This window comes from Pseudomonas sp. FEMGT703P (assembly GCF_002786345.1).
Taxonomy (GTDB): Bacteria; Pseudomonadota; Gammaproteobacteria; order Pseudomonadales; family Pseudomonadaceae; genus Aquipseudomonas; species Aquipseudomonas peli.
On the sequence record NZ_PGCM01000011.1, the window covers coordinates 61,940 to 85,721 of the forward strand.

The 23,782-nt window shown below is 58.4% G+C and carries 27 protein-coding genes, 1 tRNA gene and 1 pseudogene; 15 read left to right on the top strand and 14 right to left on the bottom strand.

Going from position 1 to position 23,782, the window contains the following annotated elements:
• Window positions 1–15: 15 nt before the first annotated feature.
• Window positions 16–2,160 (top strand): 3-hydroxyacyl-CoA dehydrogenase NAD-binding domain-containing protein, encoded by a 2,145-nt coding sequence (locus CUR33_RS17365; protein ID WP_289240420.1) that lies wholly within the window; start codon window positions 16–18, stop codon window positions 2,158–2,160.
• A 114-nt stretch (window positions 2,161–2,274) separates the two neighbouring features.
• The gene (locus CUR33_RS17370) at window positions 2,275–2,676 is read left to right on the top strand and encodes a lysozyme inhibitor LprI family protein (protein ID WP_289240421.1); all 402 of its coding nucleotides are present in this window, start codon (window positions 2,275–2,277) and stop codon (window positions 2,674–2,676) included.
• Window positions 2,677–2,679: 3 nt separating this feature from the next.
• Here CUR33_RS17370 and ptrC read toward each other — a convergent pair whose 3' ends face one another.
• Window positions 2,680–2,877 carry a type III secretion system co-regulatory protein PtrC gene (gene ptrC, locus CUR33_RS17375; protein WP_090385536.1) on the bottom strand — a complete coding sequence of 66 codons (198 nt, stop codon included), beginning with the start codon at window positions 2,875–2,877 and terminating at the stop codon, window positions 2,680–2,682.
• A 26-nt stretch (window positions 2,878–2,903) separates the two neighbouring features.
• Window positions 2,904–3,038: a hypothetical protein gene (locus tag CUR33_RS17380; RefSeq protein WP_289240422.1), complete on the bottom strand. Its 135-nt coding sequence runs from the start codon at window positions 3,036–3,038 to the stop codon at window positions 2,904–2,906.
• A gap of 221 nt (window positions 3,039–3,259) precedes the next feature.
• Here CUR33_RS17380 and CUR33_RS17385 point away from each other — a divergent pair, with 221 nt between their 5' ends.
• Window positions 3,260–3,988 (top strand): amidotransferase, encoded by a 729-nt coding sequence (locus CUR33_RS17385; RefSeq protein ID WP_090247794.1) that lies wholly within the window; start codon window positions 3,260–3,262, stop codon window positions 3,986–3,988.
• A 116-nt stretch (window positions 3,989–4,104) separates the two neighbouring features.
• On the opposite strand, the gene CUR33_RS17390 is transcribed toward CUR33_RS17385, so the two are convergent.
• The 5 genes and pseudogenes from CUR33_RS17390 to CUR33_RS17405 all read right to left on the bottom strand — a co-directional run bounded on the left by CUR33_RS17390 (window position 4,105) and on the right by CUR33_RS17405 (window position 9,198).
• A complete protein-coding gene (locus CUR33_RS17390; protein WP_090247792.1) occupies window positions 4,105–5,076 on the bottom strand; it encodes a magnesium and cobalt transport protein CorA in 972 nt (323 codons plus the stop codon).
• Between the two features lie 132 nt (window positions 5,077–5,208).
• Window positions 5,209–5,934, bottom strand: a complete 726-nt coding sequence (locus tag CUR33_RS17395; RefSeq protein WP_090247790.1) for a 1-acylglycerol-3-phosphate O-acyltransferase — start codon at window positions 5,932–5,934, stop codon at window positions 5,209–5,211.
• A 519-nt stretch (window positions 5,935–6,453) separates the two neighbouring features.
• Window positions 6,454–7,281, bottom strand: a complete 828-nt coding sequence (locus CUR33_RS20840; protein ID WP_372239939.1) for a methyl-accepting chemotaxis protein — start codon at window positions 7,279–7,281, stop codon at window positions 6,454–6,456.
• 30 nt (window positions 7,282–7,311) lie between these two features.
• A pseudogene (locus CUR33_RS20845) lies at window positions 7,312–8,337 on the bottom strand (cache domain-containing protein); the annotation flags it as partial.
• Window positions 8,338–8,508: 171 nt separating this feature from the next.
• Complete coding sequence (locus CUR33_RS17405) at window positions 8,509–9,198, bottom strand: crotonase/enoyl-CoA hydratase family protein (protein WP_160084797.1); 690 nt, start codon at window positions 9,196–9,198, stop codon at window positions 8,509–8,511.
• Window positions 9,199–9,369: 171 nt separating this feature from the next.
• Between CUR33_RS17405 and CUR33_RS17410 the strand changes: the two genes are divergently transcribed.
• The 4 genes from CUR33_RS17410 (at window position 9,370) to efp (ending at window position 11,653) form a co-directional block, all read left to right on the top strand.
• Complete coding sequence (locus tag CUR33_RS17410; RefSeq protein ID WP_289240424.1) at window positions 9,370–9,612, top strand: hypothetical protein; 243 nt, start codon at window positions 9,370–9,372, stop codon at window positions 9,610–9,612.
• 92 nt (window positions 9,613–9,704) lie between these two features.
• Window positions 9,705–9,794, top strand: a tRNA-Ser gene (locus CUR33_RS17415).
• Window positions 9,795–9,900: 106 nt separating this feature from the next.
• Window positions 9,901–11,034: an elongation factor P maturation arginine rhamnosyltransferase EarP gene (earP, locus tag CUR33_RS17420; RefSeq protein ID WP_289240425.1), complete on the top strand. Its 1,134-nt coding sequence runs from the start codon at window positions 9,901–9,903 to the stop codon at window positions 11,032–11,034.
• 46 nt (window positions 11,035–11,080) lie between these two features.
• Window positions 11,081–11,653: an elongation factor P gene (gene efp / locus CUR33_RS17425; protein ID WP_090247751.1), complete on the top strand. Its 573-nt coding sequence runs from the start codon at window positions 11,081–11,083 to the stop codon at window positions 11,651–11,653.
• Between the two features lie 145 nt (window positions 11,654–11,798).
• On the opposite strand, the gene CUR33_RS17430 is transcribed toward efp, so the two are convergent.
• Complete coding sequence (locus tag CUR33_RS17430) at window positions 11,799–12,755, bottom strand: LysR family transcriptional regulator (RefSeq protein ID WP_289240426.1); 957 nt, start codon at window positions 12,753–12,755, stop codon at window positions 11,799–11,801.
• A gap of 106 nt (window positions 12,756–12,861) precedes the next feature.
• Here CUR33_RS17430 and CUR33_RS17435 point away from each other — a divergent pair, with 106 nt between their 5' ends.
• Window positions 12,862–13,617, top strand: coding sequence for a sulfite exporter TauE/SafE family protein (locus CUR33_RS17435; protein ID WP_090247748.1), 756 nt, complete (start codon window positions 12,862–12,864; stop codon window positions 13,615–13,617).
• Here CUR33_RS17435 and CUR33_RS17440 read toward each other — a convergent pair.
• A complete protein-coding gene (locus CUR33_RS17440) occupies window positions 13,607–14,461 on the bottom strand; it encodes a LysR substrate-binding domain-containing protein (protein ID WP_289240427.1) in 855 nt (284 codons plus the stop codon). The two genes, CUR33_RS17435 and CUR33_RS17440, sit on opposite strands and share 11 nt — an antisense overlap.
• Before the next feature lie 97 nt (window positions 14,462–14,558).
• Between CUR33_RS17440 and CUR33_RS17445 the strand changes: the two genes are divergently transcribed.
• From CUR33_RS17445 to queF, 3 genes are all read left to right on the top strand, one after another.
• Window positions 14,559–14,792 (top strand): DUF1127 domain-containing protein, encoded by a 234-nt coding sequence (locus CUR33_RS17445; protein WP_167140941.1) that lies wholly within the window; start codon window positions 14,559–14,561, stop codon window positions 14,790–14,792.
• Between the two features lie 279 nt (window positions 14,793–15,071).
• Window positions 15,072–15,770, top strand: coding sequence for an orotidine-5'-phosphate decarboxylase (gene pyrF / locus CUR33_RS17450; protein WP_289240428.1), 699 nt, complete (start codon window positions 15,072–15,074; stop codon window positions 15,768–15,770).
• 95 nt (window positions 15,771–15,865) lie between these two features.
• The gene (gene queF, locus CUR33_RS17455; protein WP_289240429.1) at window positions 15,866–16,696 is read left to right on the top strand and encodes an NADPH-dependent 7-cyano-7-deazaguanine reductase QueF; all 831 of its coding nucleotides are present in this window, start codon (window positions 15,866–15,868) and stop codon (window positions 16,694–16,696) included.
• A 48-nt stretch (window positions 16,697–16,744) separates the two neighbouring features.
• Here queF and CUR33_RS17460 read toward each other — a convergent pair whose 3' ends face one another.
• Complete coding sequence (locus CUR33_RS17460) at window positions 16,745–17,011, bottom strand: DUF4404 family protein (protein WP_090247740.1); 267 nt, start codon at window positions 17,009–17,011, stop codon at window positions 16,745–16,747.
• Window positions 17,012–17,152: 141 nt separating this feature from the next.
• The gene (locus CUR33_RS17465; protein WP_289240430.1) at window positions 17,153–17,863 is read right to left on the bottom strand and encodes an HAD family phosphatase; all 711 of its coding nucleotides are present in this window, start codon (window positions 17,861–17,863) and stop codon (window positions 17,153–17,155) included.
• Window positions 17,864–18,097: 234 nt separating this feature from the next.
• Between CUR33_RS17465 and CUR33_RS17470 the strand changes: the two genes are divergently transcribed.
• The gene (locus tag CUR33_RS17470; protein ID WP_090247737.1) at window positions 18,098–18,799 is read left to right on the top strand and encodes an MlaA family lipoprotein; all 702 of its coding nucleotides are present in this window, start codon (window positions 18,098–18,100) and stop codon (window positions 18,797–18,799) included.
• A 129-nt stretch (window positions 18,800–18,928) separates the two neighbouring features.
• Here the strand turns inward: CUR33_RS17470 and CUR33_RS17475 are convergent, their stop codons facing one another.
• Window positions 18,929–19,228, bottom strand: a complete 300-nt coding sequence (locus tag CUR33_RS17475) for a PilZ domain-containing protein (RefSeq protein ID WP_090247735.1) — start codon at window positions 19,226–19,228, stop codon at window positions 18,929–18,931.
• Window positions 19,229–19,446: 218 nt separating this feature from the next.
• Here CUR33_RS17475 and rssB point away from each other — a divergent pair, with 218 nt between their 5' ends.
• Together rssB and rssC are read left to right on the top strand one after the other, a co-directional pair.
• A complete protein-coding gene (gene rssB / locus CUR33_RS17480; protein WP_289240431.1) occupies window positions 19,447–20,631 on the top strand; it encodes a two-component system response regulator RssB in 1,185 nt (394 codons plus the stop codon).
• Between the two features lie 8 nt (window positions 20,632–20,639).
• Window positions 20,640–21,122 (top strand): anti-sigma factor antagonist RssC, encoded by a 483-nt coding sequence (rssC, locus tag CUR33_RS17485; protein WP_090251069.1) that lies wholly within the window; start codon window positions 20,640–20,642, stop codon window positions 21,120–21,122.
• 57 nt (window positions 21,123–21,179) lie between these two features.
• On the opposite strand, the gene tal is transcribed toward rssC, so the two are convergent.
• Window positions 21,180–22,106, bottom strand: a complete 927-nt coding sequence (gene tal, locus CUR33_RS17490; RefSeq protein ID WP_289240432.1) for a transaldolase — start codon at window positions 22,104–22,106, stop codon at window positions 21,180–21,182.
• 41 nt (window positions 22,107–22,147) lie between these two features.
• Entirely contained in the window at window positions 22,148–23,131 is a 984-nt protein-coding gene (dusA, locus tag CUR33_RS17495; protein ID WP_289240433.1) for a tRNA dihydrouridine(20/20a) synthase DusA, read from the bottom strand.
• A gap of 349 nt (window positions 23,132–23,480) precedes the next feature.
• On the opposite strand from dusA, the gene CUR33_RS17500 reads away from it, so the two are divergent.
• The gene (locus CUR33_RS17500) at window positions 23,481–23,780 is read left to right on the top strand and encodes a PepSY domain-containing protein (protein WP_289240434.1); all 300 of its coding nucleotides are present in this window, start codon (window positions 23,481–23,483) and stop codon (window positions 23,778–23,780) included.
• Window positions 23,781–23,782 lie beyond the last annotated feature (2 nt).

Sequence of the window (23,782 nt, forward strand, 5' to 3'; positions counted from 1 at the left end):
GCGGAGATAAGAAAAATGACTGACGCCATCCGTTACGAAAAAGGCCAGGACAATATCGTCGTTCTGACCATGGACATGCCCGGCCAGAGCGCCAATACCATGAACGCGGTGTACCGCGAAGCCATGGGCAAGATTGTTGACCGCCTGGAGGCCGAGAAGGACTCCATTGCCGGGGTCATCCTCACCTCAGCGAAGAAAACCTTCTTCGCCGGCGGCGACCTCAATGAGCTGATCAAGGTCACCAAGGCCGATGCGCCTGCCTTCTACCAGATGATCCTCAATATCAAGGGCCAACTGCGCCGCCTGGAGTGCCTCGGCAAGCCGGTGGTTGCTGCGATCAATGGCGCGGCCCTGGGCGGCGGCTGGGAAATTGCCCTGGCCTGCCATCACCGTATCGCCCTGAACAACTCCAGCATCCAGCTCGGTTTGCCGGAAGTGACCCTCGGGCTGCTGCCGGGCGGCGGCGGGGTGGTGCGCATGGTGCGCATCCTCGGCCTGGAAAAAGCCCTGCCGTACCTGGCCGAAGGCAAGAAAGTGCGTCCCGATGCGGCGCTAAAGGCCGGCCTGATCCATGAACTGGCCAGCGATAGCGATGACTTGCTAGCCAAGGCACGCGCCTTTATTGCCGCTAACCCGACCGCTGTGCAGCCGTGGGACGTGAAAGGCTACAAGATTCCCGGCGGCACGCCGTCCAGCCCGAATGTGGCGCAAATGCTGGCAATCGCGCCGAGCGTGCTGCGTGACAAGACCAAGGGCTGCTTCCCTGCGCCGGAGAAGATCATGTGCGCCGCCGTTGAGGGCGCGCAGGTTGATTTCGACACCGCGCAGATCATCGAAGCACGCTACTTCACCGAGCTGACCACCGGCCAGGTGGCGAAGAACATGATCGGCACCTTCTGGTTCCAGCTCAATGAAATCAACGCCGGCGGCTCACGTCCGCAAGGCTTCGAGCCCTATGTGACCAAGAAGGTCGGTGTGCTCGGAGCAGGCATGATGGGCGCCGGTATTGCCTATGTATCGGCGGTTGCCGGTATCGATGTGGTGCTCAAGGACATCTCCATCGAGGCCGCTGAGAAGGGCAAGGACTACTCGGCCAAGCTGCTGGAGAAGAAAGTTGGCCGTGGTCAGATGAGCGCTGAGAAGCGCGATGGCATTCTGGCGCGGATCAAACCCACCGTCAGTGACGCTGACTTTGAAGGCTGCGACCTGATCATCGAAGCCGTGTTTGAGGATCGTGACCTCAAGGCCAACGTCACCGCAGCTGCTGAGCGCGCGGCGCTGGCTGACGCGGTAATCGCCTCCAACACCTCAACCCTGCCGATTACCGGCTTGGCCACGGCGGTGCAGAAGCAGGATAAGTTTATCGGCCTGCATTTCTTCAGCCCGGTGGACAAGATGCCGCTGGTGGAAATCATCAAGGGCGAGCACACCAGCGACGAAACCCTGGCGCGCGGCTTCGACTACGTCATGCAGATCAAGAAGACCCCGATCGTGGTCAACGACAGCCGTGGCTTCTTCACCTCGCGCGTGTTTGGCACCTTCACCAACGAAGGCCTGGCCATGTTGGGCGAGGGCGTGAGCGCGGCGATGATCGAGAACGAAGCGCGCAAGGCCGGCATGCCGGTTGGCCCGCTGGCGATCAGCGACGAAGTATCGATGAGCCTGATGAACCATATCCGTCAGCAGACCATCAAGGACCTCGCAGCCGAGGGCAAGCAGATCCCCGCGCACCCGGCGTTTGCAGTGATCGACATGATGCTCAACGAGTACAAGCGGCCGGGCAAGGCAGCGGGTGCGGGTTTCTACGATTATCCGGCGGGCGGCAAGAAGCACCTATGGCCGGAGCTCAAGGCGCGTTTTGAGAAGCGCGATGCGCAGATCTCGCAGATCGACGTGCGTGATCGCATCCTGTTTATCCAGGCCATCGAAACCGTGCGCTGCGTTGAAGAGGGTGTGCTCAAGTCGGTAGCCGATGCCAACATTGGTTCGATCTTCGGCATCGGTTTTGCGGCCTGGACCGGTGGGGCGTTGCAGTTCATTAACCAGTACGGGGTGAAGGACTTCGTCGCCCGTGCCCAGTACCTGGCTGAGCAGTATGGCGAGCGCTTCCTACCGCCGGCGTTGCTGCTGGAGAAGGCGGCGAAGAACCAGAGCTTCTAAATCCGTCGTGTTAAAGCAGATGTACTGAAAACCGGCTCCCTGTGAGCCGGTTTTTTTATGGGCATGACACTAGACTGCTGCAACAGCCACGCAGGTGTGGCGCAAGGAGGTGTTATGAAAATCGGGATAAGCAGTGCGCTGGCAATCAGCCTGGGGTTGCTGGCAGTGCCGGTATGGGCGGATGACTGCGCTAATGCCATGGATCAACTCACTCTTAACCAGTGCGCGGCGGCGGACTACGCCGCACAGGACAAACGCCTGAATCAGCTCTACGGCGATTATCGCAAGCGTCTGGATGATGGGCAGAAGCAGCAACTCAAAGACGTGCAGCTGGCTTGGATTAAATTCCGCGACCTGGCCTGCGCGTTTGAGTCAGCGTCGGTGGAGGGCGGCTCGGCCTATCCGATGGTGCTAAATGGTTGCCTGACGCAAAAGACTGCCGCGCGGGTCAAGGAACTGGAGCAGCTGGCCGTCTGTGAAGAAGGCGACCTCAGCTGCCCGATGCCAGCGCAATAACTGTCAGCAGGCCTGGCGGCCGCAAACGAGCTGCTGGATAGCCTGACGCTCGCTCAGGTGAGTGGGCATGCGCAGGGTGGTTAAGGTGCCGTCGCTAAGCTGGATGGCTAGCTCGGACTCGAAGTGGATGCCGCTGCCGTCGACAGTGGCGTAGGTCACGCCATAGACGTTCTGGTTGCTCAGCGATTGGGCGATGCTCATGACGTTCTCCTGATTGCGGGGCGCAGTTATCTAGCGGCGTTCTGGTCGGCCTTGAGTTGTGCGGCTTGCACTTTCTCGGCTTGGCGTTGGTTGCTCGCGCTGTGGTTGCTGGTAAAGGCTGATGCGGCAAGCAGGCTGGCGATGGCGGAAAAACTGGTCATGCTGGTGTCCTCTGGTGGGGTGGGCGCAGTGCCCGATGGCCAGATCATCTGCGCGTGCCGCTATCGACAGAAGTGAATGGTGCTTATGGTGACTATCGAGGGCGCTGATGGGGCTCGGGTAATTGGTCGGGTTTGCCCCGTGGCTATTGCCTTGCAGCCTGTCAGCAGGCACGCTTGCGCGCTGGAAAAACAACCCTCCTGCGCCCTAGGTAACCGCCCATATGCCGCTGCAGATCTGCATCCTGGAAACCGATGTTCTTCGCCCTGAATTGGTCGACCAATACGACAGTTATGGCCGTATGTTCGAGCAATTGTTCGCCCGTCAGCCGATTGCTGCCGAGTTCAAGGTGTACAACGTGATGGAGGGGCATTACCCGCCGGACAGCGAGCGCTACGATGCCTATCTGGTGACGGGCAGCAAGGCAGACTCCTTCGGCAGCGATGCCTGGATCCAGACGCTTAAAACCTATCTGCTGGAGCGCTACAACCGGGGCGACAAGCTGCTCGGCGTGTGTTTCGGCCATCAGCTGCTGGCGCTGTTGCTGGGCGGCAAGGCTGAGCGGGCGGTGCAGGGCTGGGGTGTAGGCATTCATCAGTACCGTATGGCGAACAAGCCAACCTGGATGAGCCCTGATCTGGAAGACCTGACTCTGCTGATCAGTCATCAAGACCAAGTGACCCAACTACCGGAAAAAGCCACGTTGCTGGCCAGCAGCGAGTTCTGCCCGATTGCTTCCTACTGCATCGGTGATCAGGTGCTGTGCTTCCAGGGCCACCCCGAGTTCGTGCATGACTATTCGCGCGCGCTGCTCGATCTGCGCCAGCAGCACATTGGTGAGCCGACCTACTCCAAGGGCGTCGACAGCCTGCAGCGCGATCATCAGGGCCACACCGTGGCTGAATGGATGATGCGCTTTGTCGCCCAGGGCCGTGCCGGTTTGGCCGAATAAGCGACGTTTGTGTAAAAAAGCCCGGTCAGTGACCGGGCTTTTTTATGGCGTGTCATCCATGAGCGCCACCGTGCGGGCCGCCGTTGCGCAGCGTTAAAAATCCTTCCAGACGATGATTACAGCCAGCCGGAGCGTTTGAAGCTGATGAAGAGTCCAGCACAACCGGTGGTGATCAGTCCGAGTACCCCGAAGTAGCCGTAGTGCCAGGTCAGTTCCGGCATGTTTTGGAAGTTCATTCCGTAGATTCCGGCTACCGCCGTGGGGAAGGCCAGAATCGCGGCCCAGGCGGCGAACTTGCGCTGGGTAACGCTTTGCCGTGAGGACTCCAGCAGCAAGCCAATTTCGATGGCGTGATCAGCCATTTCGCGCAGGGCGGTTAGGTCTTCCAGCAGGCGGTTGACGTGAATCGCCACGTCGCGAAAGTAGGGCCGCATGTTCTTGTCGATAAACGGAAACTCTAGGCGCTGCAACTCCTGGCAGATTTCCGCCAGCGGCCCGATGTAGCGACGCAGGCGGAGCAGATCTCGGCGCAAACCCTGAATGCGCTCGACATCGGCCTGGCTCAGCGGGTTTTTCAGCACGTGCTGCTCCACCTCCTCAAGCTCGCTGTGGTAGCTGTCCATCAGCGGGCGGTAGTTCTCGATCACGAAGCTGAGCAGGGCGTAGAGCACGAAGTCTTCGCCGTGTTCGAGCAGCAGCGGGCGCGCCTCGCAGCGTTGGCGCACCTGCGAGTAGGGCGCGGACTCGCCGTAACGGGCGCTGATGATGTAACCGCTGCCGGCAAACAGCTGGGTTTCGACAAAAGTCAGTTCGTCGTTGACCCGGATGGGCGAGTAGAGCACCAGAAACAGCGCATCGCCGAAGGTTTCCAGCTTGGGCCGGGTGTGCCGCTGCAGGGCGTCTTCCAGCGCCAGTTCATGCAGGTCGAATTGCTGCTGCAGGCTGGTCAGCTCTTCGGAGCAGGGGTCATGCAGGCCAATCCAGACGAAGTGCCCCGGTTTTTTCGACCATGGTTTACCTTCGTCGAGGCTGATAGTGGTGACTTTTTTGCCCTTGCTGTACACGGCGGCAGCCACAACGCGACCCATAAAATCTCTCTTATTGGTGGTGAACTCAGCACGCAGCTTAGCGGCTTAGTCGCTGCCAGTGGACGATGTGAAGTACTGCCAGCAAGAAAAAGCCCAGCACTTGGCTGGGCTATGTAGGTGCAGCGAGCAGTCTCAGGCGCGTTGGCTGAGTTGCTGATCCATGGCGTCGATGCACTGTTGCATCTGCGTGCGGCAAGTGTCGATCAGCTGTGGCAGATCATCCTGCGTCAGGCCTGCCGTAGGAATGGCAGGCAGTGAGCGGATCATGATTTCGCCGCTGTTCCAGCGGTTGAGGTGCAGGTGGTTAACGTAGGTGCTGACGCACACCGGAATAATCGGTACACCAGCGGCAATGGCCATTTGAAAGGCACCTTTCTTGAATGGCAGTAGCCCTTTGCCCAGGTTGCGGGTGCCTTCGGCGAACACCCAGATCGAGGTGTCTTTGTGCTTGAGCGTCTCAGTGGTGGTGAGCATGGCCTGCTTGGCGCGCACGGCATTACCGCGATCGAGCAAGACATTGCCTGCCAGCCAGTAGAGTTGACCGAAGAATGGCACCCATTTCAGGCTCTTTTTGCCGATGCTTACGGTGCGTTTGGGCACCACGCGGCCGAGCACGTACAGGTCATAGTTGGACTGGTGGTTGGCGACGATCACGCAGGAACGCTGATGGTCGAGCAGTGGCTGTACATCGGTCTTCAACTTCCAGCGCAATAGCCACTGCGCCGGAATGCTGTACAGGCGTGCGCACAAGCGGCTGTTATCCGGATTGAACGGGCGGCAGATGCCAAGCAGCAGACCCAGGATGCCGGCGAGGATAAAGTGCACGCCCATCGCCAGCATGCGCAGAAGAAAAAGCATTTGGTACGCCCGTCATAGGAAAAAGGCGCGCAGTGTACGGGCGTGCACTGCTTTCGGCAATTGATGCTGATCAGAGGTCGTTACCGCTTGTTGCGCCATTGTTAGAGCCGCTGCCCGTGGAAGGTAGCAGGTCAACCGAGCCGTAACGCATGTGCCATGCGGATGATGCCGCCATCGTGCTCAAGAGCTACCAAGGCTTGATCCAGCTGCTGCATAAAGTCCTGTCTATAGGGTTAGGCCTGCTCATTGATACGTGTATAGCCCATGTGACCCGTGTTCACTGGACAGAGTAGGGCTTTCAACCAACCAGTTCAGCCCACTGCTGACAAAGATGTCTTCGCTGCGCATCTGCTGCAGCTTCCAGAGAATCGACAGGCGATCATTGATATACACATCAGTGCGCTTGTGCCTTGGGCTTGCTAAGCAAGGCCAGGCAAAGGAGCCACGCGACGAGTATGCCCAATCGCTTTATCGATTAGCGCTGGCAGCACGCGAAGGTGCCGCCCGATGTCGGGAAACTCAGACCTTGAAACGCCCGAGCAGATGATCTTGCTGGCCGACCTGCTCGACCATCACGGCGCACTGACGCACCTGTTCTTCGGCGCCGGCGGCCACTTCATGGCTGATGTCGCGGATATTGGTGGTGTTGCGGTTGATCTCCTCGGTAGTAGCGCTCTGCTGTTCGGCAGCGGTGGCGATTTGCAGGTTCATGTCGTTGATACGGGTGATGGCATCGCTGATGCGCCCAAGCATGTCGTTGGCCGCGCCGGCCTCTTCGGCGGTTTTGCTGGCAGTGTCGCGGCTCTGCTGCATGCGCGATTCGGCCTGTTTCACCCCGGATTGCAGCTGGTCGATCATCTGGCGGATTTCCTGGGTCGACTGCTGGGTACGTGAGGCCAGCGAGCGTACTTCATCAGCCACCACGGCAAAGCCACGGCCGGATTCACCGGCGCGTGCCGCTTCAATAGCGGCGTTAAGGGCAAGCAGGTTGGTCTGGTCGGCAATGCTGGTAATCACCGACAGGATCGATTCGATGTTGTGGCTAAGCTTGGCCAATTCGTTAATCGCGTGGCTGGTCTCGTCCATTTCATCGGCCAGGTGTTTGATCGCCTCGGTAGAGCGCGACACCACGCGTACGCCATTTTCAGTCTCCTCGTTGGCCGCCAGCGCGGCTTGTGCCGCAGCCTGTGCATTACGCGCCACTTCTTCGGCGGTGGAGGCCATTTCCTGCATGGCGGTGGCCAGCTGATCAAGCTCCTGCAGCTGTTGCTGCAAGCGATTGGCCGCTTGGTTGGCTTCGCTGGAGGTCAGTGTGGTGCTTTCACGCACCTGCCTGGAACTGCCCATCACCTCGCTGATCAAGCTCTGCAGGCTTTGCAGGAAGCTGTTGAACTCCTTGGAGACCAGGGCAATTTCATCGTTGCCGGTGGCGGGCAGGCGACGAGTCAGGTCGCCTTCACCGCTGTTTACCTCATGCAGAGAGTTGTGCAGATGGTCGAGGGGCTTGAGCAGGTTGTTCATCAGCACACCCAGCACGATCAGGCTGATGATCACCCCCAGTATGGTGCCGATCACCGCGCGCCAACTCAGGGCATTGGCTTCGGCCATAACGATGCCTTTATCCAGCACCACGCCGATGTACCAGTCCATGCCCTTGAGGTTAGGCAGCGGGGTGAAAGACACCAGCAGGTCCTTATCGCCGCCACTGGTTTCCTGCAGCTCCTTGTTCAGCGCAGGACTCTGACCGTCGAATAGTTCGCTGTAGCTTTTACCGTTCAGCTCGGTGTTGGGGTGGGAAATGATGTTGCCGTTGCGCGTGAGCAGAAAGGCGTAGCCGGCGCCGTTGAAATCCAGGGTGTTGACGGCATCCGCCACAGTTTTCAAGCGGATATCACCGCCCATTACCCCTAGAAATTCGCCGGCATTGGTGATGCGCGTAACGGCAGAAATCAGGATTTCACCCGTAGTGGAATCCACATAGGGTTCGGTCAGTACGGCTTGTGTGCCGTCTTTACCCGTCGCGTACCAGGGCCGTTGACGACCATCCCATTCAGGGGCGGGCTTCCATTCATCGCTGTTCTTGATCGGCTTGCCATCGCTTTGCAGGGCACCAAAGACCAGGATGAATTCGTTCTTCAACATTGGTGTGTTGACGATGCGCTGGGTTTCTTCGGGGCTGTAGTTGCTGTCGATGCTTTGCGCCATCAGGTCCATCAACTTGAGCTTGGCGTTGAGCCAGTTCTCGATCTGCCTGGCGAGTGCGTTACTTGATTCTGCAATGCTGGCAGCCACCTGGCTCTGGAGGGTGGCGCGAACCTGGGTGACTTGCGCCAGCGACAGCAGGCTGGTGGTGAGGAACAACACGATGGCCGCGGCCAGACCAACCTTGTGGGCAATCTTCATAACACGCTCCCGGCGGCAATTTCGAATCGATTGGTGAGTGCCTCTGCTCCTTGGCCATACTCATTAAAAGTAATACAGCCTGGGCAGATTGCTTGCCGGTTTGCCACTGTTTAGCCATTAAATGCAAAAAGCCCGGCGCAAAGGCCGGGCTCCTGGTGCTGCGCGATGCGTTTACACCATGTGCTGTTTGTCCAGCTCGACAGCTTGGTCGAGGGCTTCGAGCAGCGCCTTGCGCACTTTCAGCTTGGTGTTCTTGTGCGCCGTCATGTTGATTTTCTTCATCTGCTGGGCAACTGCCAGGGCCGTGGCGTGCAGCTGTTCGGCTGGTACTACTTTGTCGAGGAAACCAGCATCCACAGCGCTTTGCGGGTCAAACATCTCGCCATTGATCACCGAGCGGTGGAAGGCTGATTTGCGCAGGCGGTCACGGGCCAGCTCGATGCCAGCGTGGTGCATGGTCATGCCGATCTGCACTTCGTTGAGACCGATGCTGAACGCGCCTTCAACGCCGATACGGTAGTCGGACGAGAGCAAAATAAAGGCACCCTTGGCGACCGCATGACCTGGGCAAGCGACGATGATCGGGAAGGGGTGAGCAAGCATGCGGCGCGCCAGGGTGGAGCCGGAAGCCACCAGGTTGATGGCATTTTGCGGGCCGGAAGTCATCACTTTGAGGTCGTAGCCGCCCGACAGAATGCCCGGCTGGCCAGTGATGATAACGATGGCCTTGTCCTGCACGGCGCGATCCAGAGCCGCATTGAAAGCGGTGATCACATCCGGGGAGATGGCATTCACCTTGCCATTACACAGGGTCAGGGTGGCAATGCCATCGTCGAGTTGGTAGCTGATCAGGTCGCTCATGGTCGGGTTCCTTGTGCTGAAGTGCAGCAGACGTTACTCATCCGCACTGGCCAGGTAAAGCACGATGGCTGACTGGCTGGTCAGTGAGCGCGGCTGCTTCAGCTATGACCTTGATCAAGATCGACAATTGGTCGGCTGTGCGGATGCACCGCTAACGTCGACGCTTTATTCATGAGCGATGACGCTATGCGTGGTTTAACCCTCTGTTTCAGGTGCTGGCGCGTTGCATTGGCCTTGCTGCTATTGTTCGGGCTGCTCTGGCTGGCCACTGAGCCGCGCAGCCAAAACCCTGTAGGCGTGCTTGGCTTGTTTGCTTTCAGCCTGTTTATCTCGCTTGGCTTTATTCTGTTCGGCCAACACCGATTTGAACCCAATCCCGCTAAGTCCTCCCCCGAGGACCAGCATTTGGCATAAGCACATGAATCTTTTGAAAAAAGATTTTGCCTTTGGCGGGCTGTTCGGCTACATTTGCGCGCCTCGACAGACAGCAATGCGTGTCGAGACCCGGTGAAGTGTCCGAGCGGTTGAAGGAGCACGCCTGGAAAGTGTGTATACGAGAAATCGTATCGTGGGTTCGAATCCCACCTTCACCGCCAGATTGATTGACGAAAAGCCCGACCTTGTGTCGGGCTTTTTCGTTTCTGGCATTTGCTGAAGGCTTGGCTGTCTTTAAGGTGAGTGCACTACATAACGGAGCCACCCATGCGCCCCACGTGGGATATTTTCTGCAGCGTTGTCGATAACTACGGCGATATTGGGGTGACCTGGCGCTTGGCTCGACAGTTAGTGGCCGAGCATGGCTTGGCTGTGCGGCTGTGGGTGGATGATTTGAGTGCGTTTGCGCGGTTGTGCCCGCAGGCCGATGTGGCCGCGCTACGACAACACCAGCAAGGCGCCGAAGTCTGCTGGTGGGGCGATGATTGGCAGGCAGTAGAACCCGCTGATGTGGTGATCGAGGCTTTTGCGTGTGAGTTGCCCGCTTCTTATATAGCTGCGATGGCAAGGCGTGCGCAGAAACCGCTTTGGCTCAACCTTGAATACCTGAGCGCTGAGGAGTGGGTTGAGGGCTGCCACGGTTTGCCATCCCTGCAGTCCAACGGCTTGTCGAAGTTCTTCTTCTTTCCTGGGTTTACAGCCGGCAGCGGCGGTTTGTTGCGCGAACGTGATTTGCTTGAGCAGCGACGTGCGTTTCAGGCGGACAGCGGTGCTCGCGAGGTATTTTTGCGCAGTATCGGCGTAATGCCATTGCCCGGCGCGCGGCTGATTTCGCTGTTTGCCTATGAGAACGCCGCGTTGGCCAGTTGGCTGGACGTTCTGGCTGCCGATATCCAGATCAACCAGCTGCTTGTGCCGGAAGGGCGCATTCTGCAGCACCTGCAAACGTGGCTCGGTTGCTCAGCCTTGCGCACTGGCGATATGCAACAGCGCGGTCAGCTGCATATCCAGGTGCTGCCGTTTATCCAGCAGGACCAGTACGACCGGTTGCTGTGGAGTTGCGATTTCAATGCGGTGCGCGGCGAGGACTCCTTTGTGCGTGCGCAATGGGCTGGCCGGCCGCTGCTCTGGCACATCTACCAGCAGGCTGATGACATCCACCTGGAAAAGCTTGATGCGTTTCTTGTGCACTATAAAGCGGGTTTGTCAGCGGATGGACAGCCTGCCTTGGTCGAGCTGTGGCATGCCTGGAATACCGGTCAGTCGGTCAAAGAAAGCTGGAATGAGCTGCTACAAAGCTGGCCAGAGCAGCAGACACACGCCGAGCAGTGGTGTCTGCAACGGGCTTCTCAGGCCGATCTTGCCGAGGCGCTGGTGAAGTTTTACCTAAATTGGCTATGATATGCGGCCAAGAATTTTGTAATTCCATCCAAACCCGGATATTCGTATGAAAACCGCACAAGAAATGAAGCCCAACAGTGTGGCCCTGATTGACGGCCAACCTTGGCTGATCCAGAAGGCCGAATTCACCAAGTCCGGTCGTAACAGCGCCATCGTTAAAATGAAGCTGAAGAACCTGCTGAGCGGCTCTTCGACTGAAACTGTTTACAAAGCCGACGACAAAATGGAGCCGGTGATCCTTGATCGCGTAGACGTGACTTACTCGTACTACAGCGAGCCGAACTACGTCTTTATGGACCAAGAGTTCAACCAGTACGAGCTGAACAAAGACGATCTGGAAAGCGTAATGCCGTACATCGTCGATGGCATGACTGACGTCTGCGAAGCCGTATTCTTTGAAGGTAAAGTGGTTTCGGTTGACCTGCCGACCACCATCGTTCGCCAGATCACCTACACCGAAGGTTCCGCCCGTGGCGACACTTCTGGCAAAGTGATGAAACCAGCTAAGCTGAGCAACGGCACCGAGATCAAAGTTGCTGACTTCTGCAACATCGACGACTGGATCGAAATCGATACCCGTACCGGTGAGTACAAATCCCGCGCTAAAGCCCCGGTCTAAGATCGGCTTTAACGGCGAGAAGAAAGAGCCCGACCTAGTGTCGGGCTTTTTTATGGCCAGCCATCCAGGGCGGCCAGTCTTTGGGTCGTCGCTGCGCGATGCTGATCAAGGCTTCCGACTATTTTTATGCTTGCTGTATCAGCCTTTAGCCACGTTGCAGGTCGCTTTGCAGTGCCAGGTCCCATGGCGCTACTGGACCGAAGCGGGCCTTGAGAAACTCCAGCAACAAGCGGCTGCGCGAGTCGGTTTCACGCTCCAGACGCAGGGCGTAGATACCGCTGGGTTCGGGCGCCGGCAGGCCGTTTTCACAGAACAGCGGCCGTAATTCACCACGCAATAAATAGTCGCTTATCAACCAGGTTGGTAGATGCGCAATGCCCAAGCCGACGAGGGTGCTGAACAACAGAGCTTCGGCATTGTTGGCAGTCATGCGCAGGCGCTTGGGGCGGCACAGTTGCAGCTTGCCATCCTGTTCAAAGCGCCAGGCATAAGGCGGTGCCAGGCTGTCCCAGTCGAGACCATCATGCTCCAGCAATTCATCAGGGCTGCGCGGTACGCCGCGCCGCGCTAGGTAGTCGGGGCTGGCGCAGACGACCCGGACCATCGGCGATAGCGCCGTTGCGACCAGACGAGTGTCGGCAAGGGGGCCGATGCGCAGCACCAGGTCGACCTCACCCAGGTGTGTCCCATGTAGATCGACGAAGCTGTCGATCAGGCGCAGTTGCACATCCAGCCCTGGATAGGCGACCAGAAACTCTGCAATCGCTGGGGCCAGATGGCGCCGGCCGAACGGCGCTGGGGCGTCGATGCGGATCAGCCCTTCCGGCGCGCTGCTCAGCGATACGGCTTCGGCACGGGCCAGATGTAACTCGGCAAGAATGCGTCTGGCCCGTTCGGCAAACGCCAGGCCGGCGGAGGTGGCGCGGACGGCATGGGTGCTGCGGCTGAACAGGTTGCTGCCCAGCGAACGTTCCAAGGCATCGATGCGCCGTGCCACAGCCGAGGGCGTTAGCGGGTGTCGCCGGGCTGCGGCGGAAAAGCTGCCGGTTTCCAGCACATCGAGAAACAGGCTGAGTTGGTCGGTCAGGCTATCGGGGTTCATGGTCAAGGTCTGCTGTGCGTTATATGCATAGCCATTTTGCGTTGCTGTGCGTTTCGCGGCTAGTGGCGAATAATTAGGCTGTACAGCTTCATTCTGGAGCCTACCGATGACCTTGCTCGATTTTGCCTTGAACCTTCTGCTCGGACTGGCCCTCGGCACTCTTGGCGGTCTGTTTGGGATTGGCGGTGGGCTGATCGCCATTCCGGCGCTCGGCGTGTTGTTTGGCCTGGATCAACAGCTGGCTCAGGGTACGGCGCTGGTGATGGTGGTGCCGAATGTACTTTTGGCGCTGTGGCGTTATCACCAGCGCAACCGTATCGACTGGCGGCATGCGTTGGCCCTGGCGGTGCCCAGCCTGATATTTGCCGTGCTGGGAGCTGGCTGGGCAGTCACTGTGGACGCCGAGCGCATGCGCCATGGGTTCGTGGTCTTCCTGGTGTTGCTGGCGGTCTACAACCTCTCTCGGCTGTACAGCAAGCCTGCCATGCTGTTTGTGGGCATGCGTTATCCCTGGCCTTGGTTGACGCTATTGGGCAGCGGCGCCGGTTTGCTTGGTGGGTTGTTCGGTGTGGGCGGAGCTGTCTTAGCAACGCCTGTGTTGACCACCGTATTCGGCACCAGTCAGGTGGTCGCGCAAGGGCTCTCTCTGGCGCTGGCGGCGCCGAGCACTGCGGTCACCCTGGCCACTTATGCCGCGCATGATCACGTCGACTGGTTGCTGGGCGCCCCTTTGGCGCTGGGCGGGTTGTTGAGCATCAGCTGGGGGGTGAAGTTCGCGCATGCGTTGCCGGAGCGGGTATTGCGCGGCCTATTTGCCGGTTTTCTGCTGCTTTGCGCGGTATTGCTCGCGCTTAAAGTCTGAAACCTTCGACGATTTGTTCGGCCAGAGTCTCGGTGACCTGGGTTTGCGTATTGCTGTTGCGCAGCAGCACGATGCTGGCAGAGGGCAGGGCCGGCATGTCTTCGGCCTCGCCAATAATCTGCAAGTCTGGGGTGATCAGGCTTTGCAGCTGGGCGGTAATCGCCAGGCCGGCGCTGACCGCTGCCATGATCGCCGACAGACTGGGGCTGGTGTAGGCAATGCGGAAGTTACGCCCCAGCGCTTCCAGGCCGTTGCAGGCCCAGGAACGGCAGAAACACTGCGAGTTGAACATCGCCAGCGGCAGGGTTTCTAGCTCATGCAGGTTGGCGTTGCGCGCTTGCGCCCAGGCCAGGTGTTCCTGGCGCAACAGCTGGCCGATTTCGGTACCTGGCTCGCGGGTGACGATGGTCAAGTCGAGGTCTTGGCGCTGCAGCAGTTGGAAGGACGGTTCGCAGTGCAGCTCGACCTGCACCAGCGGATAGGACTGGGCGAACCGCACCAAAATGCCCTGCATAAAGCGCATCACATAGTCGTCCGGGGTGCCGATGCGCACGGTGCCGACCATATGCGGCTCGCGCATGCTGTTCATCACCTCGGCGTGCAACTTGAGAATACGCCGTGCATAGCTCAGCAACAGCTGGCCCTCGGCTGTGAGGCTGAACTGGCGTCCGTCGCGAATGAACAGTGGACGCTGCATCACGTCTTCTTCCAGGCGCTTCATCTGCATGCTGACCGCTGATTGGGTGCGGTTGACCATTTCCGCTGCGCGTGTAAAGCCACCGTGATCTGCAATCGCGACAAAGGTACGCAGCAGTTCGCTGTCGATGCTCGGGTAACTGGCCATACATCAATCTCCGAGATGCATTGCATAAGTAACATTCGTTGGATTGATCATAAGTCGAGCGCGAGACTGTCGCCAACCCCACAAGGAGGGCGACGAGATGAAAGGTCAAAAAGGTTATGCAATAGCCAGTGCTGGGCGCTTAAAGAGCCGTCGGCCGATTGAAATACTGCGTGCGCTTGGTCGCCAGTTTGCCCGCTGGTGGCAGTTGGCCGAGCAGCGGCGGCGCCTTGCGATGCTTGATGATGCAGCGTTGAAGGATCTGGGTTTAAGCCGTGCGGATGTTATCCAGGAAAGCGAACGTTCATTCTGGGATGATCCGCTGGCGCGCTGATTGGCGGACGGCTACATGCCGAGGCTGTGAACGTCTGGGCTTGAGTTCCGGTGGCTAAAAATCGTCCACAGCGTGCTGTTCGAGTGCAAACACGCTTGGGTCAACGGGCAGGCGCTAATTACGCTCGATGAGAGGCAGTGGCGCCTGCCAAGTCGCTGCTAGCCGTTTGTGGTTTAGGCGTTGTCTTAGCGTATCGACGCGGGCGGATCACCGGAGCGGCAAGCCTGCGGCGCATCCGCTACAATGCGCGCCGAATTTGTCTTGCCCGAGAGCCCGCCCATGTCCGCTTGCCAGACCCCAATTATCGTTGCCCTGGATTTCCCGACCCGTGATGCCGCGCTGGCATTGGCTGATCAGCTTGATCCCAAGTTGTGCAGGGTAAAAGTGGGCAAGGAGCTGTTTACCCGTTGCGGGCCGGAGATCGTCAACGTGCTGGCCGGCAAGGGCTTCGAGGTGTTTCTCGACCTGAAATTCCACGATATTCCCAACACCACTGCCATGGCTGTTAAGGCAGCGGCCGAGATGGGCGTGTGGATGGTCAATGTGCACTGCTCGGGCGGCCTGCGCATGATGGCGGCTTGCCGCGAGACTTTGGACAAGCTCGCCGGGGTCAAGCCGTTGTTGATCGGCGTCACCGTGCTGACCAGCATGGAGCGCGAGGACTTGGCCGGTATTGGCTTGGATCTAGAGCCACAGACGCAGGTGCTGCGTCTCGCTGGGCTGGCGGCGCAGGCCGGTCTGGATGGCCTGGTGTGTTCGGCTCAGGAAGCGCAAGCGTTGAAGCTCGCTTACCCGGCGTTGCAACTGGTGACGCCGGGGATTCGTCCGGCCGGCAGCGCCCAGGATGACCAGCGCCGTATTCTGACTCCGCGTCAGGCGTTGGATGTAGGCTCGGATTATCTGGTGATCGGCCGCCCGATTAGCCAGGCTGCCAATCCCGCCCAGGCGCTGGCAGCGGTAGTGGCTGAGCTGGCCTGATGCTGCTGTGGCAAGGCCGACATCGGTCTTGCCACACTGAATCTGCTTTGAAAATTGTATACAATCGCCGCGTCTCGACTAGCCAGGTTTTCTCCATGCATCCCGCCGCCGAAGATTCGCCACTGGGCAAATCCAGCGAATACATCGCTACCTACACCCCGTCTTTGTTGTTCCCGATTCCGCGTGCCGCGAAATGGGCCGAGCTGGGCCTGAGCGCCGAGACGCTGCCGTATCAGGGCGTGGATTTCTGGAACTGTTTCGAGTTGTCCTGGCTGTTGCCGTCGGGCAAGCCGGTGGTGGCCATGGGCGAGTTCGCCATTCCCGCCGACTCGCCCAATATCATCGAGTCGAAATCCTTCAAGCTGTACCTCAACTCGCTGAACCAGTCAGTGTTCAGTAGCGCTGACGAACTGGTGACGGTGCTGGTACAGGACCTCTCGGCAGCTGCCGGCAAACCGGTTGGCGTGCGTGTGCGCAGTCTGGCCGAGGTGACGGCCGAAGGTTTGCTGGCTGCGCCTGGGACCTGCATTGACGAGCTGGATGTAGCCATCAGCAACTATGCGCAGCCGCAGCCGGAACTGCTGCGCTGTGATGTCGTGCGAGTGGTCGAGGAAAGTCTGCACAGTCACCTGCTCAAATCCAACTGTCCGGTCACCGGCCAGCCGGATTGGGGCACGCTGGTAGTGGAGTACCGTGGCTTGGCGTTGGATCACGCCAGCCTGTTGGCCTACCTGGTGAGCTTTCGCCAGCATGCGGATTTTCACGAGCAGTGCGTGGAGCGAATCTTTCTCGACTTGCAGCGCCTGCTCAAGCCTGAGCACCTGATGGTGTATGCGCGTTATGTGCGCCGTGGCGGGTTGGATATCAATCCCTATCGCAGCAGCGGGCCCATCAGCCCAGATAATCAGCGTTTGGTGCGCCAGTAATGCAAAACCCCAGCTAAGTGCTGGGGTTTTCGTTAGTGCTACATGCGTTTAAATACCCATATTGGCCAGGCTCTGCACGATATTACGCAGGGTGCCTGCGAGGGTCGGGTGGCTGGCTTCGAAACGCTCCACTGCGAGGTTGACCCCGTCGATCAGGGTTGCGTCAGGGGCAGCTGCAGCCTGGCGGGCCAACTGCAGTTCAATTTCCTGAGTCAGTACAAACAGTTCAGCACGTTCTTCTTCAGTCAGTGGTGGTTGCTCGGCCAGTTGGTCGCGCAGGTCTTGCAGTTGTTGCTGCAGGCGGCTTGCAGGCATGAGGTTCTCCCTTTGATGATCAACTGATTGACTGACCTTGCGCGGGGGCGAAAGGTTCGGCAAGTCTTCAGGTTAATCCAAGCCGGAGGGCTTTGCTTGCTTTGGATCAAGTGTCGGGCAATACAGGCCTAGCGCGCTGTTTCAAGGTTTTTCACCTTTGTGCCGACGTAGGCTGAGGTCCGCCAGGCAGGTGGGTAGGTCACTGAGTTGATCAATGACCGAGTGTACGCCAAGGCGGTAAAGACTCAGGGTGGCTTGGCTGCGCAGGCGATCACGCTCGCCCATTGGCAGGCTTTGCCAGTCAGCCAGTGCCAGGCCGCATAATGGGCCACTGATGGCCAAACCTATGGTCCAGATGCCGGCGTTTAGCGCGGCTTGCAGCAGGCGCGGTTCACCACTGACCAGTACGCAGCCTTCAACCTTATCAACGTGCATGGCCATCAGGCTGAGCCAGATGGCATCTGGAGCTGGCCATGGGCGATGGCGGTGGGGCGGGAAACCAGGAAGCCATTCTGGGAGTGCACCCGCCAGGCTGATGCTGGCATCGCGCGGCAGTTCATCTAACCAGGCACAGGGCACCGCTTGCTGGCGCAGCTGTTCAAGCAAGGGCAGGGCAGATGCTGTGGCTTCAGCCTGTGCGCGTGCGGTCTCGCACAGTGCTTGCTGGTATGTCAGCCACTCTGCTGGCTCCGGTTCGCGACCCAGAGCGTTTGGCAGATTCGATAGGTTTACCGCGGTCGGGTACAGGCGTTGCAGGGTGAGAGGGGCCGTGCGAGCGCCAAAGTCCACCAGGCAGCCGGACAGGCTAAACAGAATGGCATTGAAGGCGGGCGAGGTGGTGGGCGTTTGCATGGGCCGTCCTTGAAAATGGTCTAGTCCAAGTTAACGGTCCCAGGTTACAAGCAGATGAAGGCTTTTATTTCTTTGCGTGTTGTCGCTGAATGCTGAGTGGTATGGCAACAGCCAGTAAGATTTTCAGCTATTTGATCGTCCGCTATGCTGCCTATTTAGTGGGCTGCCGCCTTATACTGCTCGGCCTGATTTGACGGCCTGCGGCCGTCTAAGCATTTTCAAGGAGCGACTGTGATGCGTGTAACCGGTGCGAGTTGGATTGAACGACTGAGCCTGTTGATTGCCTGTACCGGCGTGCTCTTGCTGCCTGCACTGGCGCAAGCCAACGAAGAAGACCCTTGGCAGGGTTACAACCGCTTTATGTTCAAGGTCAACGACAACGTTGATGCCTATACCCTCAAACCGCTGGCCCAGGGATATCAGGCTGTGGCGCCGCAACTTGTTGAAGACGGTGTCAGTAATGTCTTCCGCAATATCGGCGATCTACGCAATCTGGCTAACAATCTGTTGCAGGGAAAGTTGCATAACGCCGGCGTGGACAGCGGTCGCTTGATCTTCAATACCACCTTCGGCTTGCTGGGTTTCTTCGACGTGGCGACCCCGATGGGGCTGCAGCGTAGTGATGAGGACTTCGGTCAAACGCTAGGCGCTTGGGGGCTGGGCAGTGGCCCTTACGTGGTGCTGCCGCTACTTGGGCCAAGCACCGTGCGTGATACGTTTGGCCGTGTTCCTGATTCGATGTTGACTGCGCCGATGCACATCGACCACGTCCCGACCCGCAATGTGGTGACCGGGGTTGAAGCTGTGAGCCTGCGGGCCAACTTGCTAAAAGCCGAGCGTATGGTCAGCGGCGACAAGTACATCTTTATTCGTAATGCCTATCTGCAGAATCGCGAATTCAAAGTGCGCGATGGTGAGGTCGAGGACGACTTCTGAGTCGCTGATGTCCATGCAAACGGCCTGAAGCCGTTCCTTATTGCTCAGCGCTCTCTGCAACGTCCAAGCATGAATGGCAAACAACAAAAAGGCGGCCACTGAGGGCCGCCTTTTTGTTGTTGGAACGTGTCAGTTCATGGAAATAATCGCCAAGCCTAATGCCTGGCGGCCGTCTTCCAAGGTGCTGACGCGCATCACTTCGGCTTGCGCGTCCAGGCCGCGCAGTTCGTTATGCTCCGACGCGATGTGTACACGCACTTTGTCGCCCGTCTTCACTGCGCTTTCGGCCTCCAGCTGCATGCCGGTGCTGGAAAGGTCGAGGCACAGGGCAGGAATCTCCTTGCCATCGTGGTGCAGGGTCACAGGTGCTTCTAGCCGCATGCGGATGTAATCGCGTTTCTCACTGTAGGCACGATCATTCTGGCTCATGGGGCTTTTTCCTCTTGTTATGGGGGTTGTCCTGCAGCTCTTATAACCTTGGCCGATTTGAGGTGTAAAGTCGTGTTGCGACGACCGGCGTACGCTTGAATCGCATAACGGATGGGAGTACCGTCTGCGCCTTAAAGCAAGCCGAGTTCGCGCGTGTAAGCTCCGGCCCTCACGCACTAAACCCAACCCATACCCGGCGCAGTTTGCCTGGATACCTCATGCACAAAACCAGTGCCACGCTGCTGATTATCGATGACGACGACGTAGTGCGTGCGAGCCTCGCAGCCTACTTGGAAGACAGTGGTTTTCATGTGCTGCAGGCCGCCAATGGCTTGCAGGGGCTGGAAGTCTTTCATGCCGAGTCGCCGGATCTGGTGATCTGCGATCTGCGCATGCCGCAAGTCGACGGTCTTGAACTGATCCGCCGCATCAACGCCCTGCAGGTTGAAACCCCGGTGATCGTGGTGTCCGGTGCAGGCGTGATGAGCGATGCCGTAGAGGCCCTGCGTCTAGGCGCCGCGGATTACCTGATTAAGCCGCTGGCGGATCTCGCCGTGCTTGAACACTCCGTGCGTCGTGCGCTGGACCGCGCCAACTTGCGTCTGGAAAACCAGCGCTACCGCGACGAGCTGGAAACCGCCAATCGCGAACTCCAAGCCAGCCTGCACCTGTTGCAGGAGGATCAGAACGCCGGTCGCCAGGTGCAGATGAACATGCTGCCGGTGACGCCGTGGCAGGCCGATGGCTTGAACTTCGCGCATCAGATCATTCCGTCGCTGTACCTGTCGGGCGACTTTGTCGACTATTTCCGCGTCGATGACAGCCGTATCGCTTTTTATCTGGCCGATGTTTCCGGGCATGGCGCTTCTTCGGCATTTATCACCGTGCTGTTGAAGTTTATGACCACACGCTTGCTCTATGAGTCGCGGCGCAGCGGCAACCTGCCGGATTTCAAGCCCTCTGAAGTGCTCGGTCATATCAACCGTGGTCTGCTCAACTGCAAGCTGGGCAAGCACGTGACCATGCTTGGCGGTGTGATCGACCAGGTCAACAACCGTCTGACCTATAGCATTGGCGGTCATCTACCGCTGCCGGTACTCTACAGCGCCGGCCAGGCGCGTTACCTGGAAGGCCGCGGCCTCCCGGTTGGGCTGTTTGTCGAGGCTGAATATAACGATCTGGAACTGGAACTGCCGGAGGCCTTCAGCTTGACGCTGCTCTCTGACGGCATCCTCGATCTACTCCCGGGCGATACCTTGAAAGACAAGGAAACCCTGTTGCCGCAGCTGATCAGTTCTGCGGGCGGCACCCTGGATGGCTTGCGCAAGGCTTTTGGGCTGGCCAATCTGGGGGATATGCCGGATGATATCGCCTTGCTGGTGTTAAGCAGGAACCTTGCATGAACCCTGGGATAAGCCCCGGTCGAATCCAGTTTGCCGAACAAAACGGTACCTTCATCTTGAAGTTTGTCGGTGAAGTGCGCCTGACGCTGTGTTCGGCACTGGATGCAACCATTGAGAAAATTTTCACGGCGCTGAATTTCTCAGCCATCGTGATTGATCTCACCGAAACTCGCAGTATCGACAGCACGACCCTCGGGCTGTTGGCCAAGTTGTCGATACTCTCGCGGCAGAAAATTGGCCTGTTGCCAACAGTGGTAACGACACACGCCGATATCACACGCCTGCTGCAGTCGATGGGGTTTGATCAGGTTTTCAATATTGTCGATACGCCGGTGCCGTGCCCGGATTGTCTGGACGACCTGCCGTCTCAGGATCAGTCAGAAGAGCTTGTGCGTGCCAAGGTGCTGGAAGCCCATCGGATTCTCATGGGGTTGAATGAGTCCAATCGCGAAGCCTTCCATGACCTGGTCAATGCCCTCGAGCATCATTGATTCGAGTGGCTAAAAAAACGGGGCGCTCATTGAGCGCCCCGTTTGCTTTCAGGCCATTCAGGCTTGAGCGGTGAGCAGTTTTTCCAGCTTTTCCTGATCGCGGGCAAACAGACGAATGCCTTCGGCCAGCTTTTCGGTGGCCATGGCGTCTTCATTCATCGCCCAGCGGAATTGGCTTTCGCTCAGGCTCTGCTTGGCTTCGGCAGCTTTGCCAGGGCTGAGCAGGCGCGCCAGTGGTTGCTGATCATCGGCCAGTTGCTGCAGCAGCTCGGGGCTGATGGTCAGGCGATCACAGCCAGCCAGTTGTTCGATCTGGCCGATATTGCGGAAGCTCGCGCCCATCACCACGGTCTGGTAGGCGTTGGCTTTGTAGTAGTTGTAGATGCGCGTAACCGACTGCACGCCGGGGTCTTCTGCGCAGACAAAATCACGGCCTTCGGCCTTCTTGTACCAGTCGTAGATACGCCCGACGAAGGGCGAAATCAGGTACACACCGGCATCTGCACAGGCCTGAGCTTGGGCGAAAGAGAACAGCAGCGTCAGGTTGCACTGAATACCAGCCTTTTCCAGCTGCTCGGCGGCGCGGATGCCTTCCCAGGTCGAGGCGATCTTGATCAGTACGCGTTCACGTCCAATACCGGCCTCTCCGTACAGACCAATCAAGCGCTCGGCACGCTGCAGTGTGGCCTGGGTGTCGAAGGACAGCCGGGCATCCACCTCGGTAGAGATGCGGCCCGGGATGATCTTGAGGATTTCAGCGCCCACAGCGACGCCAAAATGGTCACAGGCCAGGCCTAGGTCGCCTTTGCCGGCAGTCACTGCGCTTTTCAGTAGTGCGCTGTAACCAGGCATGGCAGCGGCTTTAAGCAGCAGGGAAGGGTTGGTGGTGGCATCAACCGGCTTCAGGCGGGCGATGGCGTCGATGTCGCCGGTATCGGCGACCACGGTGGTGAACTGCTTGAGTTGATCCAGCTTGGAGGTCATGACACAGCCTTGTCGTTGCAGATGCACCGACCTTACCCGAGTCAGCGGCCTTGCAGCAATTGCGCCGCTTGATCGAACAGCGCCAGTGGTTCGTTGGTCTTGTGAATGTCCACAGAGAGCAGTTGGCGAAAGCGCCGCGCGCCATTAAAGCCCTGGCCCAGGCCGAGCATATGGCGGGTGATGTGGTGCATGCTGCCACCTTCGGCCAGGTGCGCGGCGATATAGCCACGCATGCTCTGCATGGCCTCGAAACGGCTCAGCACTGCGCTCGTTGAGCCAAACAGCTGCTGGTCCACTTGGGCCAGCAGGTAAGGGTTGTGGTACGCCTCGCGGCCCAGCATCACGCCATCGAAGGTTTGCAGGTGCTGCTGGCAGTCCTCAAGGGTCTTGATGCCGCCATTGAGGATGATTTCCAGCTCGGGGAAGTCCTGCTTGAGCTGCGCCGCTACATCGTAGCGCAACGGCGGCACTTCACGGTTCTCCTTGGGCGAGAGGCCCTCCAATATGGCTATCCGCGCATGCACGGTAAAACTGCGACAGCCGGCATCACGCACGGTGCCGACGAAATCGCACAGCTCGGCATAGCTGTCGCGGCCGTTGATACCAATGCGGTGCTTCACCGTTACCGGGATATCCACCGCATCCTGCATGGCTTTCACGCAGTCGGCGACCAGTTGTGGATGGCCCATCAGGCAGGCGCCGATCATGTTGTTCTGCACGCGGTCACTGGGGCAGCCGACGTTCAGATTGATTTCGCTGTAGCCGACAGCCTCGCCCAGCTTGGCGCAGGCTGCCAGATCTGCCGCTACGCTGCCGCCCAACTGTAGAGCCAGCGGGTACTCAGCCACACTGTGGCGCAGAAAGCGTGCGGTATCTCCGTGCAGGATCGCCCCTGTGGTGACCATCTCGGTATACAGCAAGGCGTGCTTGGACAACTGGCGTAGGAAAAAGCGGCAGTGACGGTCCGTCCAATCCATCATGGGTGCACAGGAAAAACGGCGGGAAAGGGGAATAGTTTGCTGCATTGAAGATGCCGGTAAAGAAGTATCAGGTGATTTTATCAGCCTACGCTATGCCACGTCCGCTTGTGGCTGTCAGTTCTTCGGTAATTAACGACGGGCAATTTCTATTGGTTTTCAGCATTTCGTGAATGGCTGAAAACGGCCAGGAGCGGACGGTCACGACTGGCAAAGTCAATCTGGAGCTGAATTTCGACAGCAGCAATGTCGTGGTCTGCTCCCTGTTATTTAGTGTGACTGAGGGTACGAGTGATCTGTAACAAATAATGATCAACCAGTTCGCTGTGACCTTACTCGATGTCAACATACGCGCCGTTCACGCCTTGGTCTTCTAGAGTAAAAAAGGATGCAGAATATGTTCGAAATCGATCACAAAGTGCTGCGTCGGCTTCTGTTACCAACATTGTTCATGCTTGCGGGGCCGGCATTGGCAGACGTGCAATGCTCAAATACAGATCGCTCGACTTGGATGAATGAGTCAGATTTTCGTGAGTACATGAAGGATCGGGGCGTGCAGATCACCAAGTTTTTGATCACGCCCGGTAATTGTTATGAAATTTACGGATTTGATAAATCGGGAAGGAAAATTGAAGTTTACTCCAACCCCGTCGATGGAACACCAGTAGCTGAAATCAATCCCGAAAGCGATGCTTAAAT

Bases quoted from the DNA above. Each gene is read 5' to 3' on its own strand.
- CUR33_RS17365 (WP_289240420.1), top strand. From the start codon at position 16: ATGACTGACGCCATCCGTTACGAAAAAGGCCAGGACAATATCGTCGTT.
- dusA (WP_289240433.1), bottom strand. From the start codon at position 23,131: ATGCAGCAAACTATTCCCCTTTCCCGCCGTTTTTCCTGTGCACCCATG.
- CUR33_RS17440 (WP_289240427.1), bottom strand. From the start codon at position 14,461: ATGGCCAGTTACCCGAGCATCGACAGCGAACTGCTGCGTACCTTTGTC.
- CUR33_RS17385 (WP_090247794.1), top strand. From the start codon at position 3,260: ATGCCGCTGCAGATCTGCATCCTGGAAACCGATGTTCTTCGCCCTGAA.
- CUR33_RS17470 (WP_090247737.1), top strand. From the start codon at position 18,098: ATGCGTGTAACCGGTGCGAGTTGGATTGAACGACTGAGCCTGTTGATT.
- pyrF (WP_289240428.1), top strand. From the start codon at position 15,072: ATGTCCGCTTGCCAGACCCCAATTATCGTTGCCCTGGATTTCCCGACC.
- CUR33_RS17395 (WP_090247790.1), bottom strand. From the start codon at position 5,934: ATGCTTTTTCTTCTGCGCATGCTGGCGATGGGCGTGCACTTTATCCTC.
- CUR33_RS17500 (WP_289240434.1), top strand. From the start codon at position 23,481: ATGTTCGAAATCGATCACAAAGTGCTGCGTCGGCTTCTGTTACCAACA.
- CUR33_RS17460 (WP_090247740.1), bottom strand. From the start codon at position 17,011: ATGCCTGCAAGCCGCCTGCAGCAACAACTGCAAGACCTGCGCGACCAA.
- CUR33_RS17445 (WP_167140941.1), top strand. From the start codon at position 14,559: ATGAAAGGTCAAAAAGGTTATGCAATAGCCAGTGCTGGGCGCTTAAAG.
- CUR33_RS17390 (WP_090247792.1), bottom strand. From the start codon at position 5,076: ATGGGTCGCGTTGTGGCTGCCGCCGTGTACAGCAAGGGCAAAAAAGTC.
- ptrC (WP_090385536.1), bottom strand. From the start codon at position 2,877: ATGAGCATCGCCCAATCGCTGAGCAACCAGAACGTCTATGGCGTGACC.
- CUR33_RS17380 (WP_289240422.1), bottom strand. From the start codon at position 3,038: ATGACCAGTTTTTCCGCCATCGCCAGCCTGCTTGCCGCATCAGCCTTT.
- CUR33_RS17465 (WP_289240430.1), bottom strand. From the start codon at position 17,863: ATGCAAACGCCCACCACCTCGCCCGCCTTCAATGCCATTCTGTTTAGC.
- rssB (WP_289240431.1), top strand. From the start codon at position 19,447: ATGCACAAAACCAGTGCCACGCTGCTGATTATCGATGACGACGACGTA.
- CUR33_RS17435 (WP_090247748.1), top strand. From the start codon at position 12,862: ATGACCTTGCTCGATTTTGCCTTGAACCTTCTGCTCGGACTGGCCCTC.
- CUR33_RS17475 (WP_090247735.1), bottom strand. From the start codon at position 19,228: ATGAGCCAGAATGATCGTGCCTACAGTGAGAAACGCGATTACATCCGC.
- CUR33_RS17370 (WP_289240421.1), top strand. From the start codon at position 2,275: ATGAAAATCGGGATAAGCAGTGCGCTGGCAATCAGCCTGGGGTTGCTG.
- CUR33_RS17405 (WP_160084797.1), bottom strand. From the start codon at position 9,198: ATGAGCGACCTGATCAGCTACCAACTCGACGATGGCATTGCCACCCTG.
- efp (WP_090247751.1), top strand. From the start codon at position 11,081: ATGAAAACCGCACAAGAAATGAAGCCCAACAGTGTGGCCCTGATTGAC.
- earP (WP_289240425.1), top strand. From the start codon at position 9,901: ATGCGCCCCACGTGGGATATTTTCTGCAGCGTTGTCGATAACTACGGC.
- CUR33_RS17430 (WP_289240426.1), bottom strand. From the start codon at position 12,755: ATGAACCCCGATAGCCTGACCGACCAACTCAGCCTGTTTCTCGATGTG.
- tal (WP_289240432.1), bottom strand. From the start codon at position 22,106: ATGACCTCCAAGCTGGATCAACTCAAGCAGTTCACCACCGTGGTCGCC.
- CUR33_RS17410 (WP_289240424.1), top strand. From the start codon at position 9,370: ATGAGCGATGACGCTATGCGTGGTTTAACCCTCTGTTTCAGGTGCTGG.
- queF (WP_289240429.1), top strand. From the start codon at position 15,866: ATGCATCCCGCCGCCGAAGATTCGCCACTGGGCAAATCCAGCGAATAC.
- CUR33_RS20840 (WP_372239939.1), bottom strand. From the start codon at position 7,281: ATGGGCAGTTCCAGGCAGGTGCGTGAAAGCACCACACTGACCTCCAGC.